The organism is Methylovorus sp. SPW-M1 (assembly GCF_053848825.1).
In genome coordinates this window covers 2,886,072-2,901,166 of record NZ_CM132626.1, presented here as the reverse complement: position 1 = coordinate 2,901,166, position 15,095 = coordinate 2,886,072, and the positions used below count along the sequence as shown (strand labels likewise).

Annotated in this window: 11 protein-coding genes; 7 read left to right on the top strand and 4 right to left on the bottom strand. The window is 58.9% G+C overall.

The genetic code is table 11. From position 1 onward, the window contains the following. Positions 1 to 13 precede the first annotated feature (13 nt). From ACWWD9_RS13785 to ACWWD9_RS13755, 7 genes are all read left to right on the top strand, one after another. Positions 14 to 808, top strand: coding sequence for an ABC transporter permease (locus tag ACWWD9_RS13785; protein WP_455867317.1), 795 nt, complete (start codon positions 14 to 16; stop codon positions 806 to 808). Positions 809 to 853: 45 nt separating this feature from the next. Then, entirely contained in the window at positions 854 to 1,885 is a 1,032-nt protein-coding gene (locus tag ACWWD9_RS13780; protein ID WP_013440943.1) for an ABC transporter substrate-binding protein, read from the top strand. 348 nt (positions 1,886 to 2,233) lie between these two features. Then, positions 2,234 to 2,590 (top strand): helix-turn-helix domain-containing protein, encoded by a 357-nt coding sequence (locus ACWWD9_RS13775; protein WP_013440944.1) that lies wholly within the window; start codon positions 2,234 to 2,236, stop codon positions 2,588 to 2,590. A gap of 174 nt (positions 2,591 to 2,764) precedes the next feature. Further along, complete coding sequence (locus tag ACWWD9_RS13770) at positions 2,765 to 5,068, top strand: TonB-dependent receptor family protein (protein ID WP_455867316.1); 2,304 nt, start codon at positions 2,765 to 2,767, stop codon at positions 5,066 to 5,068. A 79-nt stretch (positions 5,069 to 5,147) separates the two neighbouring features. Further along, a complete protein-coding gene (locus tag ACWWD9_RS13765) occupies positions 5,148 to 6,743 on the top strand; it encodes a 5-(hydroxymethyl)furfural oxidase (protein WP_455867315.1) in 1,596 nt (531 codons plus the stop codon). Positions 6,744 to 6,755: 12 nt separating this feature from the next. Next, positions 6,756 to 8,165: an aldehyde dehydrogenase family protein gene (locus ACWWD9_RS13760; protein ID WP_455867314.1), complete on the top strand. Its 1,410-nt coding sequence runs from the start codon at positions 6,756 to 6,758 to the stop codon at positions 8,163 to 8,165. A gap of 46 nt (positions 8,166 to 8,211) precedes the next feature. Next, entirely contained in the window at positions 8,212 to 9,405 is a 1,194-nt protein-coding gene (locus ACWWD9_RS13755; protein WP_455867313.1) for an MFS transporter, read from the top strand. Between the two features lie 68 nt (positions 9,406 to 9,473). Here ACWWD9_RS13755 and ACWWD9_RS13750 read toward each other — a convergent pair whose 3' ends face one another. From ACWWD9_RS13750 to ACWWD9_RS13735, 4 genes are all read right to left on the bottom strand, one after another. Continuing rightward, entirely contained in the window at positions 9,474 to 10,115 is a 642-nt protein-coding gene (locus ACWWD9_RS13750; RefSeq protein WP_013440949.1) for a peroxiredoxin, read from the bottom strand. 114 nt (positions 10,116 to 10,229) lie between these two features. Further along, positions 10,230 to 11,255, bottom strand: coding sequence for an ABC transporter substrate-binding protein (locus ACWWD9_RS13745; RefSeq protein WP_455867312.1), 1,026 nt, complete (start codon positions 11,253 to 11,255; stop codon positions 10,230 to 10,232). A gap of 198 nt (positions 11,256 to 11,453) precedes the next feature. Beyond that, on the bottom strand, positions 11,454 to 13,313 hold the full coding sequence (locus ACWWD9_RS13740) for an ABC transporter ATP-binding protein (protein ID WP_455867311.1): 1,860 nt from the start codon (positions 13,311 to 13,313) through the stop codon (positions 11,454 to 11,456). Next, on the bottom strand, positions 13,306 to 15,090 hold the full coding sequence (locus ACWWD9_RS13735; RefSeq protein ID WP_455867310.1) for an ABC transporter ATP-binding protein: 1,785 nt from the start codon (positions 15,088 to 15,090) through the stop codon (positions 13,306 to 13,308). The genes ACWWD9_RS13740 and ACWWD9_RS13735 overlap by 8 nt, the downstream gene beginning before the upstream one ends. Positions 15,091 to 15,095 lie beyond the last annotated feature (5 nt).

The following is a 15,095-nucleotide window of genomic DNA, read 5'->3' as shown; positions in this document are numbered from 1 at the left end:
GGAGTAGGTAGTCATGCGTTCAATTTCTTCTTTGTTTTCCCGGATAGGCCTGGGCCGTCGCGCGGTCGGTCTTATCCTGCCAATACTCCTGCTCCTGGGCTGGCAATATATGTCCACTCGCGGCGCCTCGTTTGCCTATGCTTTTTCCTCGCTGTCGCAAATGCAGGAAGCCCTGCGCGAGCTGATCGCCAGTGGAGACCTGCAGGTCAATCTGGCGGCGAGTTTGCAGCGGGCGCTGACCGGGCTCGCCATCGGTGGTTCGTTTGGCCTGGTGCTGGGCGTTTCCATGGCCAGTTCCAGATTCATCGATACTTCGGTGGGGCCGCTGTACCATATCCTGCGTCAGGTGCCACTCATGGGTCTGGTGCCGGTGTTCAGCCTGTGGCTGGGCAATGGAGATACCGCCAAGCTGTTTATCGTGTGCCTGTCGGCGTTTTTCCCACTGGTGTTGGCCACCTATGAAAGCCTGCGTCAGGTCGATGGCAAATTTCTCGAAGTGGGCAACGTGCTCAAACTGAGCCGTGCCCAGCAGTTCCGGCATATCCTGCTACCCGCTGCCTTGCCCAATATCTTTACCGGCGTGTCATTCGCGCTGGCCATGGCCTGGCTGTCTACCATAGGCAGCGAGATTCTGTTCAATGCCGGGGCTGGCCTGGGTAATCTGATGATGAATGCCGAAATGGCCTCCCGCATGGATATCCTGGTAGTGGTGACCATATTGATCGGTGTCGTCGGGTATCTGCTGACCTTTGTGCTGTATCGCATCACGGCTTATCTTTTCCGCTGGCGCAAAGTCGCCAGCGAGTAAACAGCCTGCATAACAACATCCATTTCATAACAACAATAATTCACCATGACCTACACCACCGAGTTTACCTACACCCGCTCTCCTGTTCCCACGCCATTGGGGTTGGCGATACAACTGGGACTGCTGGAGCGGGAGTTTGCCGGGGATATCCCGCTACGCTCGCTGATCGAGTCGGACAAACCGTCCGACCTGGTCTCGCACTTTGATCACCGGTTGCCCAATCTCTTTCGGCAGGGCGGCAATACACCTGCCATCTGGGCCAAGGCCAATGGCAGCGATACGCGGGTGATCGGCATCAGCTGGACTGATGAATACCAGGCCATCATCACGCTGCCCGGTTCCGGCATACGCACAGCGCACGATCTCAAGGACCGCAAGGTTGGTATTCCCATCCACCAGATCGCCAGCGACTACAACCGCGCGGCCGCGCTGCGGGCTTTTTATGTGGCGCTGGAACAGGCGGGTCTAGGTCTGCGCGATATTGAAGTGGTTGAGCTGCCGGATTCGGCTTATATTACCGTGAATGATATTGATCGGCCCGGTGGCTGGGGCCATGCGCGACACGGCTATGTCAACGAGGTGTATGCCCTGGTGCGCGGCGAAGTGGATGCGATTTATGTCAAGGACGTGCGCGGCGCCGAAATCACCCATCTGCTGGGCGCGCATATTGTGTTCGACTTGGGCTTTCATCCTGACCCGTATATTCGCATCAGCAACTGTGCGCCGCGGCCCCTTACCGTCAACGCCGACACCATTGCCCAGCATCCGGATGTGGTGGAGCGTTTTTTACGGCAAGTCGTGACTGCCGGCCTGTGGGCAAAAAAGAACCGCGAAGAAAGCCTGCGCCTGATCGGCCATGAAACCGGCTGGTCGGAGGCCTGGCTTGATAAAGTACTGGGGCCTGACTTTCACCAGAATCTGGTGATCACGCTGAACCAGCAAGCCATCGACGGCCTCACCATCGCCAAGCAGTTCCTGCTGGAGCATCACTTCATCGAACAGGATATCGACATCGCGGCCTGGATTGACCCCCTGCCGCTGGAGCGGGCGCATGACAATGTACGAAGGATTGCCTGACAGCGCCCTGGCCGGTCTATGGTGGGCCGCTCCAACACCGATGGCGCGTTCGCGCGTGCCAGCTGCTGCCCATCCTGTGGCGCGGCATGATCACATGCTGCCGGCATTCTCCCGCCGGCTTCTCCTTGTCCCCTTATTTCACCTGATTGCGCCTGCCAGCTGTTTGCCGTGCTGTTGCTAGCGCAACTTGTCTTGTTGCCATACCACCAGTTTTCGCGAGGCAGGTAGGCGGGCCAACGGCCACTTTCCAATTCAAAGCTTATGTCGGGGATGTCATTTGTGAGACGAATTCAATCCAACACAGAACGTTGGCGACAGGCGGAGCGCATTCTTCGCCGCACCAAATGCATGAAGCAGCTGAAACAGGCGCAAGCCATATTGCTGCCAGAAAAATACGGCATGACCCTCTTGCAGACCGCGGGTCTGCTCGGGGTTTCGCTAAGCCGCGTTACGCAGTTGCGCCGCATGCCACTCAAGGATGGCGAAGAGCGCGCTCCGGTTCGAGGCGGCCGAAAAAGGCAGAACATGACGCCTGAAGAAGAGGCCATTTTTCTTGCGCCCTATATTCAGCGCAGCGCCGATTGCCTGCCGACGGCGCTGGATATCAAACGGCGGCTGGATGCCTATCTGGGGCGGGCTGTCCCCTTGTCCTCGGTATACAACCTGCTGAAACGCCACGGACTGATACGCAACGCCCGGGAGTAAATTCATCGGCCTCCCCGCCCGTCATGCCTCTACGGCTGAGTAACATTTTTGAATTGGAAACCCGTTTGACCCATTTCCCCGGCACGCATGTTGCCAACCCCTAAGGCATGCAAGGCCGCAGCAGCGGCATGGCTGTTTTAGTTGTTTTGATTATTTACCAAGGGGAAAAAAGTAATGTCGCGAAGTTCCATCAATAAACCCAAGATGAAAGCACTGTCGCTGGCGGTATATGGCGCGCTGTTCCTGAGTGGTCCGGCCGTCGCCGCAGAGGAGGGCGAGGCCGCCACTGAGAAGTCGGCCGACCTGGGTGCGATTGTCGTCAAAGGCAAGGTGCAGGAAACCGTCGCCGATGCCAAGAGCGAGACCGTGCCTGAGTCGCGCGCCACTCTGACCAAAGCGCAGCTGGAAAAATTCGTCGGCCTGGACTCGGCCGTCACCGGTGCGTTGAAATATGTCCCGGGCGTGCATTTCAGCGGTGGCGATGCCACTGGTATCAGCGAAGGCAATATCTCGATTCGTGGCTTCTCCCAGGATCAGATCGGCATCACCCGCAATGGCATTCCATTGAATGACCCGCTCTACCTGACACCGCACAACGACTTTTTCGGCGATCCGGAAAATTACGAATCCATCAGCGTGATCTACGGCGGCGCCTCCATCAATGCGCCTACCCTGACCGCCAGTGGCGGCAGCGTCGAAATCCAGACCGTCAAGCCCACCAAGGAAGCGGGTCTGCTGGTGAAGCAGGGCTTTGGCAGCAACAACACGCGTCGTACTTTTGTGCGCGCCAATCTGGGTGAGAAGAATGGTCTTTCCGCCTGGGTATCGGCGTCGCGTACCACGGGGGATCTCTGGACCAAGGGCTCTGGTGCAGTGGAATCCAACCGTTACGAAGGTAACCTGCAATACGAGTGGGGCAATAACAACAGCATCAACGCCATCTTCTCTGTGTTCCTGATGCGTACCAATAGCTACTCGCACCCGACCCTGGCCCAATACCAAAGCCAGGATTATCGCCAGAATTACTCCTCGGCCATTAACTCCTCGTTTGGCGGTACCAATAGCGTAGCCGATATCTCAAGCGCGAACTCCAACAGTGCCAATCTGCAGCGTGCCGACTTCAAGATCCAGACCTATGGCTTGAATGGTGTATTCAACCTGACCGATACCATACACCTGAAAGTAGACCCTTATTTCGTGCGTGTGGCTGAGGGTACTGCGGCGGTATTTGCATCGGCAGTTCCGGAATCTGTGCTGAATGCCGATGTGAACGGCGATGGCGATCTGCTGGATATCAAGCCCTTTGCTGGCGCGGTATATCCCACACAGTACCGCATAGGTTCGTCGCAGAAAATCGACTTTGACCTCAGCTCAAGCAATGTGCTGCAAGTGGGCGCCTGGTTTGACTACACCCACGCGACCAACCAGATGGCGGCGATACGCCTTAACGGCAATGGCAAGTCGGTCAGCATAGACGGTAGCAATGTGATCCGCGATGTGAATGGCAATGGCATCTATTTCACCAATCAGCGCAGCAAGATCACCACGCAAAAAGTCTGGGTGCAGGACAGCTGGAATTTTGCCCAGCAATGGAATCTGAAGGGAGCGCTGGCCTGGCAACACACCGAGCTGGAAGGCGAGAACGTTGCGGGTGTACTGAGCGGTGCGGCATTTACCAATTCCGCTGATTACTACCGCTTTTTGCCCAGCTTCAGCCTGGACTACCAGTATGACCAGCAGAATCAGGTGTATTACAACGTGACCTCCAATATCCGGGTGCCTGCCGTGGCTTCTATCTATGGCAACCAGTCGCTGGGCCAGCAAAATCCGGAAACCACGCTCAACCAGGAAATCGGCTGGCGCTATACCACGCCTGAGCTTCTGCTGAGCGCGGCCGTGTTCTACGACCAGTTCAAGAATCGCCAGGTGTCGTTTACCTCGCTGGGTACCACCTCTTACCTGAACGCCGGAAAAGTGGCGACCCAGGGGCTGGAATTGTCTGCCAACGGCAAGCTGCCAAACAACTTCAATTACCGCGGTGCCTGGACCTATGTGAAGGCCGAGCAGGATGAGGATTACACCCAGAACGGCGTGGTGGCAGATACCAAGGGCAAGCAGCTTTTCAACACCCCCAAGAATCTGGCATCGGCAGGCATTGGCTATGACGATGGTCGCTTCTACAGCAACCTGCTGGCCCGTTACACCGGCAGCTTCTACGGCGATCTGGAAAACACCCAGAAAATCGGTGGCTATACCGTGGTGGACCTGAACCTGGGCTATTACTTCGATATCGGCAGCAAGCTGATCAAGAAGAGCCTGATCAGCTTCAACATCAACAACCTGTTTGATAAGGAAGCCCTGTCCGGGACATACGCCGGCACGGTGACGGCCGATGCCTCCAGCGCCCTGTACGCTGCGCCGACTTACAACCGGCTGCAGCCACGTAGCGCCTTCGCCAACCTGACGCTCGAGTTCTAGGCGAAGCCGTCTGCTGACATGAGGAAAACAGGCTGAGCAGCAAAGCCTGTTTTCCCTCAGCACTTCTAGGAAAAGTAACATGACAGATACGATTTTTGACTATGTGATCGTCGGGGGCGGCACGGCGGGCAGCGTGCTTGCCAACCGGCTTTCGGCCCGACCCGAAAACCGGGTTTTATTGATTGAAGCGGGTATTGATACCCCCGAAAACAACATCCCTCCCGAAATCCATGATGGCTTGCGCCCCTGGCTACCACGCCTGTCTGGCGACAGGTTTTTCTGGCCCAACCTGACTATCCATCGTGCCACTGAGCACCCGGGCATCACGCGCGAGCCGCAGTTTTATGAACAGGGCCGCCTGCTGGGCGGTGGCTCCAGTGTGAATATGGTGGTGTCCAACCGCGGCTTGCCCCGGGATTATGACGAATGGCAGGCGCTGGGCGCCGATGGCTGGGACTGGCAAGGCGTGTTGCCGTATTTCATCAAGACCGAACGCGATGCCGATTACGGGGATGACCCCTTGCATGGTAACGCTGGCCCCATTCCGATTGGCCGGGTGGATAGCCGCCACTGGAGCGACTTTACCGTGGCCGCCACCCAGGCGCTGGAAGCGGCAGGCCTGCCCAATATCCACGATCAAAATGCTCGCTTTGATGATGGTTATTTCCCTCCCGCGTTTACCTTGAAAGGCGAGGAGCGCTTCTCTGCCGCGCGCGGGTATCTGGATGCCAGCGTGCGGGCCCGCCCCAACCTGAGCTTATGGACAGAGTCGCGTGTACTCAAGCTGCTGACCACCGGTAATGCCATCACCGGTGTGTCGGTGCTGCGCGGCCGGGAAACGTTGCAAGTACAGGCGCGCGAGGTGATTCTGACAGCAGGGGCCTTGCAGTCGCCCGCCATATTGTTGCGCACCGGCATAGGCCCGGCGGCCGATCTCCATGCCCTGGGGATTCCCGTGCTGGCAGACCGGCCCGGCGTGGGGCGCAATCTGTGGGAGCACTCGTCCATTGGCGTGGTGGCGCCCCTGACCGAGCAGGCGCGGGCCGATGCCAGTACCGGCAAGGCAGGTTCACGTCATCAGCTGGGCATACGCGCCTCCTCCGGGGTGGATCCGGCCACGCCTTCCGACCTGTTTCTGCATATCGGGGCAGATCCCGTTTCTGGCCTTGCCAGCGCCGTCTTCTGGGTCAACAAGCCCAGCTCTACCGGCTGGCTGAAGCTGAAAGACGCCGACCCGTTTTCGTATCCGGACGTGGATTTCAACCTGCTGTCTGACCCGCGCGATCTGGCCCGTCTCAAGGCAGGCTTGCGGCTCATTACCCACTATTTTGCGGCGCCATCTCTCGCCAAATATGGCTTGGCTCTCGCACTTTCACGCTTTGCCGCGCCGCAACCCGGCGGCCCGCTGCTAAACGATCTGCTGCAGGACGAAGCTGCACTGGAACGCTATCTGCGAACCCATGTGGGTGGGGTATGGCATGCCAGCGGTACCGCGCGCATAGGCCGGGCTGATGATTCTCAGGCCGTGGTAGACAAGGCCGGGCGCGTATATGGCGTGACCGGCCTGCGCGTGGCCGACGCCTCCATCATGCCGACCGTGCCGACAGCCAATACCAATCTTCCTACACTCATGCTGGCCGAAAAAATCGCCGATGCGATTTTGACGCAGGCTTAAGGAGCGCTTTTCATGTCGACATTTCATTTACTTATTGATGGCCATCTGCAAGCCAGTGACCAATCGGATGTGGTGATCAACCCCGCGACCGAGCTCGAAGTCGGGCGTGCCCCACGTGCCAGCGCCACCCAGGTCGACCAGGCAGTGGAAGCCGCACATCAGGCATTCCATCGCTGGGCATCAGAGCCTGAGGTGCGCCAGCAGGCATTGCGGGGCGCGGCCGCCGCCATTCGCCAGCATGCTGATGCCCTGGCACGCCTGATCACGCAAGAGCAGGGGCGGCCATTGCACTTTACCCAGGGCGAGTTGGCCGGGGCTGCTGCTACCTTTGAACACTATGCCGGGTTTGCCGCGCCATCCGATGTGGTGCTGCAGCAGGACGAGCAAAAGCGGGTCAGCATTGAGCGCAGGCCGTTTGGCGTAGTGGCTGCCATTACGCCCTGGAATGTGCCCATCATCCTGCTGGTGCTGAAAATCGCCCCGGCCTTGAAGGCCGGCAATACCGTGGTCGCCAAGCCATCGGAATACACCCCGCTTTCTACCTTGTACCTGGGCGAAATTCTGAAAGATGTATTTCCGCCCGGCGTGCTGAACGTGATAGCCGGTGACGGTCAGGTGGGGGCCCGCCTGGCATCGCATCCGCTGGTGCAGAAGGTGACGTTCACCGGCAGCGTGGCAACCGGCAAAAAACTCTATGCCAGCGCCGCGCAGGATGTAAAACGCCTGACGCTGGAACTGGGTGGTAACGATGCGGCCATCGTGCTGGAGGATGCCAATGTCGATGCCATTGCCGAGAAGATTTTCTGGGGCGCCTTCTGGAATAGCGGTCAGGTGTGCTTTGCCATCAAGCGCCTCTATGTGCACGAGGCTGTTTTTCAGCCCTTGCTCGATGCCCTGGTGAAACGCGCGCAAAAAACCCGCGTGGGCGATGGCCAACTGCCGGGTACCGAGCTGGGACCGCTTACCAACAAAGCCCAGTTTGAGCGCGTGATATCGCTGGTGGAAGACGCCAGACGCCATGGTGCCACCATTCATTCAGGCGGTGCTGCATTGCCTGGCCCCGGCTATTTCTATCCGCCAACCCTGGTCACCGGCATAGGCGCAGGTGTCGCGCTGGTGGATGAAGAGCAGTTCGGACCAGTATTGCCGCTGATTCCTTTCCGCGAAGAGCAAGAGGCGGTGCGTCAGGCCAACGACAGTCCGTTTGGTCTGGGCGCTTCGGTCTGGACCGCCAATCCCGAACGCGGCCTGGCGCTGGTACGCCAGCTCCAGGCCGGGCTCGCCTGGGTCAACCAGCATGGCGATATCCATCCCGGTGCGCCCAAGGGCGGCTACAAATCCAGTGGCCTTGGCTACGAAGGCGGGCTGCGCGGCTATGACGAGTTCAGCGAGCTGCAAGTCGTCAATGCGGCGCTGGTTTAATCCATTTGCTTAATCCATTTCATCTTTCATTAGCTTAGGAAATATCATGCGTTCAGGTACCTGGCCTTCTATTATTCTTACGCTGGCATTCGCCGTGATCATCGCGGCGTGCCACGGCAAAACCATTGTGCTGGTGGGCGACATTGCCAGAACATTCGGCGTCAGCCCTGCCCACGCCAGCTGGGTGGTTTCCGCCGTGGCGCTGGTGGCGGCGGTCGCATCGCCCCTGGTCAACTGGGCCATTGCCCACATCGGGGAGCGACGCTCTGTGGTGGCGGGTTTGATCATCGCGGCGACTTTCAGCTATTTCGGCAGTCTGGCCACATCGTTCTATAGCCTGTTGGCACTGCGCGTGCTCGAAGGCGCGGGCTATATTCTGGTGGTATTGGCTGCTCTGGCCCTTATTCTGCATACCACCGAGGGAAAGAAACGCACCAGCGCGCTGGCCTTCTGGTCTGTGGCTTCGCCGCTGGGTGGCGCGATCGCGATTTTTTCGGTATCGCCATTTGTGGGCGGACACTGGCAAACGGCCTTCAGCGGCCATGCGCTTATTCTGCTGATCTTGCTACTGCTGACGCCGTTGTTGCCTGGCGGTAGTCATGTGCATAAATCTGAGCGCAAACCGCTGGCTAAAGTGTTCAACATCTACTCCGACCCATCGCTGCTCAGACTCGCTGCGGCCGTGGGTGCGCCATTGACGCTGGCGCTGGGCCTGGTGGCGATTGTGCCGGTGTACTTTATCAGCACCTTGCATGTGGCGCCGACCACTATAGGCGTCATTTCCACCGTCGGTATTCTCTCCAGCGTGCTCGCCGGCATTTTTGCCGGGTTTATCCTTAACCTGCGCAATGTCGGTCCCTGGGTGGTGCTGTTTAGCGCCACCAGCGGTCTGGCCCTGGAGTTTGTGGTGTTCTGGCCGGGCATCAGTGCCGATGTGGCGATTGTGGCCAAGGTGCTGCAAGGCTTTTTTGGCAGCTTTGTGATCGCCTGGATTTTCACCAGCATTCCCAAGATGTCCAAGCGTGGCGATGTCATGGGCGCCGGGGGTGTAGCCGAACAGTTCCTCTACATTTCGATGTTCCTGGGTCCCGTCGTGCTGTTCCCCTTGTTTGCCTTGCCAACGCTCATCCCGTTCTTCATTGCGGTGACGATTGCACACCTGCTGCCGTTGTTCCTGCTGCCACTGGATCTGCCGTTTACGCGCGCATCTCGCCTGAAGAAACAAGCTGTACAGGCATAGAAGACCGTATTGCCCCAATAAAAAAGCCTGCATATGCAGGCTTTTTTATTACCGGATGGATGTGCTGTTTATTTGTTGGGCTGTGGTGTCAGGCGCAGATAAGGTCTGACGGTTTTGAAGCCTTTGGGGAACTTGGCTTTGAGGATATCCGGATCGGTGAGTGAAGGCACGATCACGACGTCTTCGCCGTCTTTCCAGTTAGCGGGGGTTGCCACGCTGTGGTATTCGGTCAGTTGCAGCGAATCGATCACGCGCAGGATTTCATCAAAGTTGCGGCCCGTGCTGGCGGGGTAGGTGATGGTGAGGCGGACCTTTTTGTGCGGGTCGATAACGAATACTGAGCGCACGGTGGCGGTGGCGCTGGCATTCGGGTGGATCAGGTCGTACAGGGTAGAGACCTTGCGATCGGCGTCGGCCAGGATAGGGAAGTTGACCGTGGTGCCCTGGGTTTCGTTGATGTCCTTGATCCAGCCATGGTGAGACGCTACCGGGTCAACGGAAAGCGCGAGCACTTTGACATTGCGCTTCTTGAATTCATCGGCGAGCTTGGCGGTGGCACCGAGTTCGGTGGTGCACACTGGCGTGTAATCGGCCGGGTGCGAAAAGAGAATACCCCAGCTGTCGCCCAGCCATTCGTGGAATGAGATGGGGCCGATGCTGGAATCCTGGGTAAAGTCGGGGGCGGTGTCGCCCAGTTTGAGAGAAGCCATGTTACCTCCTTGACGAGAATAGCCCACACCGGCCATCAGGCCAGCGCGGGCTAGTGAATGGAACGAATTAATGACAGTAATTCGATCTGGAACCGCGATCAAGCTGAGCCGTGATCATGCGGCTTTCTGCTTGCGGGTGCGCAACAGCTCATCCAGCGGACCAGGCGCGATCCAGTCTGCCACGTCAAAGTCGGCCTTGAGGTAGCCCCATTTGAACAGGAAATCCTTGTAGGCACTGAGGCCGGCAATGGAGAGATCGTCCAGCGAAGTACCTTGCTTGAGATGGATGTCGTTGCCATAGGCTTTGCGTACCCACTCGTCCGTGGAGTGCGATTCCTTGGCAATGTAGCTCACGGTGTCGGCTTCATGTGCGGCTGCCCAGTCGGCCACATCCAGAATCTTGCTCAGGAAACGCACTACCAGGTCGGGGCGCTCTTGCAACAGGGCGTTGTCGACGGTAATCGGACGCGGCGCGCTGTTGTTGGCACGGGCGATAGGATCAGGATGGTTGCGCACATCATAGAGTGTGGTGACGCCATGCTTGTGGGCTTCTTCCACGCCGCGCGCGCCTTTGACGTAAATGGCATCGACCTTGCCAGCTTTCAGGGCTTCAAACTCGGTGGCATAGGGCGTGTGGCTGGAGGTCCAGCCCACGCCGGCGCCGCCCTGTGGCACAGGCAGGTCTACAAACTGGATATCGTCGGCGCTGAGGCCTGCAGCTTCAAGCGAGACGACAATGCCGCGCAGCGCGCTGGCGCGTTGGTGGTCGATGCTGATGTCGTTGCGTGGCAGTGCAATGCGCTTGCCTTTCAGCTCGGCCACGCTGGTGATGCCGGAATCGGGCAGGGTGACTACCAGTTGCGCTTCATCCACCCAGTTAAGGCCGATGACGCGGGTGTCGGTGCCATTGGCACGTGCCCAGATGGCAGGCACGCTGCCGCCCTGGCGGAAGGAGTGCGGCAGGCGATGGTCGTAGTGAGACTCGCGCAAATCGGCGTCTGTCACTTCCTGCAGGGTTTTGATGGTGATGTGGTCGGGGGCGAATTCCTGGGCAAACCAGTTTTCACGTGCGGCCAAACCCAAAGGGGTAGGCACTGGGCAGCGTGTGTACCAGATGCTATCGATAGCGGTAACAGACATGAAAGCTCCTCGTGATAAAGATGCGTAGTTAAAAGATCAATTTAAATGCGTGACAGGTATTTGCAGTATCCATACCAGCACGTGACAGGCCTGCCGCAAAAATATTGGTTATTTAAATCAATGGCTTGGTTTGAATGGTCAGCGCATGCCGCTGTTGCAGTGACTCGCAGTCAACAGGCGGCATGGCAGTTCTGCTTCCTAGGCAACAGAGCGCAAGCTGTCAGGCTCGGGCACGGAGGCTTCTTCATACGCCTTGTACAACTGGCTATAGGCGCCACCCTTGGCGATGAGGGTGGTGTGGTTGCCGATCTCCTTCACTTCGCCATGCCAGATCACGGCAATGCGGTCGGCATCGCGAATCGTGGCGAGCCGATGGGCAATGACGATAGCGGTGCGGCCTTCGCACAGGCGACGGAAAGCCACCTGCACGCGGCGTTCGGTATGAATATCCACGGCCGAAGTGGCTTCATCCAGCACCAATACCGACGGGTTGCCGAGATAAGCACGTACCAGGCACACCAGCTGACGCTGACCGTGGCTGAGGAAGGTCCCGAGCGGCCCGACTTCGGTCTGGTAACCCTGTGGCAGCCGTTCCAGTACCTCGTCGGCACCGAGATCGCGTGCGGCGCGAATCAGCTCTTCATCGCTGAAATCAGGCGCCGCCAGCCGCAGGTTGTGCAATACGCTGCCGGAAAACAGCACGTTATCCTGCAGCACGACCCCGACTTTGCGGCGCAGCACTTGTTGCGGATACTCCCGCACATCCACATCATCCAGCAGCACGGCGCCGCCCTGCACTTCGTAAAAGCGCGTCAGCAACTGCACCAGCGTGCTCTTGCCATGGCCGGTCGGGCCGACGATGGCCAGCACTTCGCCTGCCGCCACCTGCAGGTTGAGGTGACGAATCACCGGGCGGCTGCCGTCCTGCTGGTAGCCAAACACCACATCGCGAAATTCCACGCTGCCGCGTGGCAGCAAAGGGTTGCGGGGGGTGAACGGATCATTGATTTCGGGCTCGGTATCCAGCATGAGAAAAATCCGCTGGGCAGACGAGGCGCCCGAAGTGTAGCGTTCCAGGAGCTCATTCAGCTCCTGCAGCGGCCCCAGGAAAAGATGCACATAGAACAGACTCTGGGCGAGCTGGCCTACTGTCATTTCGTGTTGGGCAATGCCCAGGCCACCGGCGAGCAGCAGGGCCGCCTGCCCCACGGTGCTGAGTAGCTGGGTGGTCGGCAGGAACCAGCCCGTGCGGATATTGCCCTTGACCAGCGTCTGGTTGAAGTCATCCACCAGCGCGCTGTAGCGGGCTTCGTTGGCGTCTTCCTGTACGGTTTGCTTGATGATGCGCACGCCGGAAACGGTCTCTACCAGGTGCGCGGTAAACCGGGCGCGGGCTTCCGCCACTCGCGCCCAGTTGTGTTCCGATATGCGCTTGAACAGCCAGGTGCCCAGGATCAGCAATGGCGTGATACTGGCGAGGGCCAGCAGCAGCTTGGGCGAAATCCACCACAGGGCAAACGCCGCGCCCACCAGGCGCAGCACCGCAGACAACAGCTCGGGCGGCCCCTGGATCAGCAAGGGTTCCAGCGCATCCACATCGCGGTCGGCGCGAGAGATGATGCGACCGGCCTTGGTGCTATCAAAGTAGCGGATGCTGAGCGCCTGAATATGACGGAATACCCGCACGCGCAGGGCGTTCAGGATGTGAATGGCCGTCGAGCCCGCCAGGTATTGCGAGACTGCGGCGAAGGCAAAGCGCAGCGCCCAGGTCAGGCCCATGCCCAGCGCCATCCATACCAGCAGCGGTGTATTGAGTACCAGCCCTTTTGCAGTCTGGATAAAGCCGTGATCGATGACTTGGCCAACAAACCATGGCCGCAAAAAGATGATGCCGACCAGTATCACCTCAATGCCGATAATGGCGGCAATACGGCCTTTATACGGCGCCAGCAGCGGTAACAAACGCCAGAACATATTGCGGTCCAGGCTCTTTTTGGCGAGCTTTTGTTCCAGCTCAATGTCATTCAGGGCGCGCTCTTGGCGCAGGGACTCAGCCATGATGGACTCCTACCAGTTCGCGATATTCCGCATGATGTTCAAGCAAATAGGCATGCTGGCCTTCGGCCACGATACGGCCTTTGTCCAGCACGGCGACACGGTCTGCCAGCAGAATGGTGGACAGCTTGCTGGCTATCAGCAGCACGGTCACCGCCTGGCCGCTGGCATCGCGCAGGCGGCGAATGTTATCCAGCACGCGGCGCTCGGTCAGCGCATCCAGTGCGCTGGTGGCATCGTCCAGAATGAGGATGCTGGGGTGCGCCAGAAAGGCGCGGGCCAGGCTGATGCGCTGGCGCTGCCCGCCAGATAGCGTGATGCCGCGATCGCCGATGCGGGTCTGCAAGCTATCCGATAGCGAGTCCAGCACATCGCGTGCCGCCGCCAGCTCCAGCGCTTCCAGCAGCTCGGCTTCGCTGGCCTGCGGTCTTGCCAGGCGCAGATTGGCTTCCAGCGTATCGGAAAACAGAAAGCTTTCTTGCGGCACGACATGGATACGTCGCCGCAACTCATCCAAGCGGAACTGGTGGACGTTTTGCCACCCGGACGATGCAGAACCGATATCCACACTGCCATGGCTCGCATCCAGCAGCCTTGGCAGCAGGGCGGCCAGGGTGCTTTTGCCTGAACCGGTAATGCCGACCAGCGCCAGGATTTCCCCAGGGGCTGCGCTTAAATGGCAATGCTGCAAAATGGCATTGCCACCGGCGGCTTGTACGGTGACATCGTGCAAACGGAAACCGAGCGCTGCTTTGGGGATGCTGTCATTACCGCCCACGATGGTCGGTGATTCATCCAGCAGCTCCCAGATGCGGCCAGCGGAAGAGCGGGCATCGGCAAATACCTGCATCACGCGGCCGATAGGCTCAATACGGAAGATCAGCGTATTGGCGACCAGCAGGGAGGCAATGAGCGCACCGACTTCCAGCTGGCCTTGCTGGATCAGCCAGGCACCAAAACCCAGAATCCAGACCTGCGAAAGCGCAACCAGCGTTTGCGGCAGTGGCGTATGAACCGCCGCGTAGGCCAGTGCCGTGTGTGCATGGCGCACAAAGGTCTGCACAAAGCCTTCAAAAGCGCCAATGCGCGAGGATTCCAGGGCAAACGCCTTGATCACGCGCACGCCGTTAATGCCTTCACTCAGTTCCTGATTCACCTGGTCATACGCCTGGCCCACGGCGCGATCCAGCGTGACCAGTTGATCGGTCTGGCGAATGAAAATGGCAATACCTGCCAGCACGAAAGCCAGTGTGCCCAGGCCCAGCCACACGTTGTAAAGGCAGAGCAGGCCAATGGAAACCAGTATCCACACACTGGCTTCAAACACCTGGCGCCAGAAGTTGATCAGCGCATCGCGCACCTTGTCGGCATCGCGCGTGGTGCGGGTGACCATTTCGCCTACCCCGTGCTGCAGGTGGTAGGCGAGGTCCAGGCGCTGCACCTGCACCAGAATGCGCTCGCGCAGCAGGGAAAGGAGATCCTGACCAATGATCAGCGACAGCACGCCGGCAAAGTATTGCAGGATGCCACGGCCGGCAGCGACAGCAAGAATAATGGCGATCCAGTACCAGGCCACGGCAAGATCATAGTGGCCATCGGGCAGGAGCTTGATGGCTGTCCCGTCATGCACGGCTTGCACGGCATGGCCGATCAGCCAGAGCTGCCATGCCATGGCAGCATTCACCAGTAAAAACAGAAGGGCCGTCAGGCTGAAGCGCCATGGCATGGTGCGATATAGCCACAGGCAGCGGAGTAGCGGATGGGTGGGGGAGATGGACATAGTGC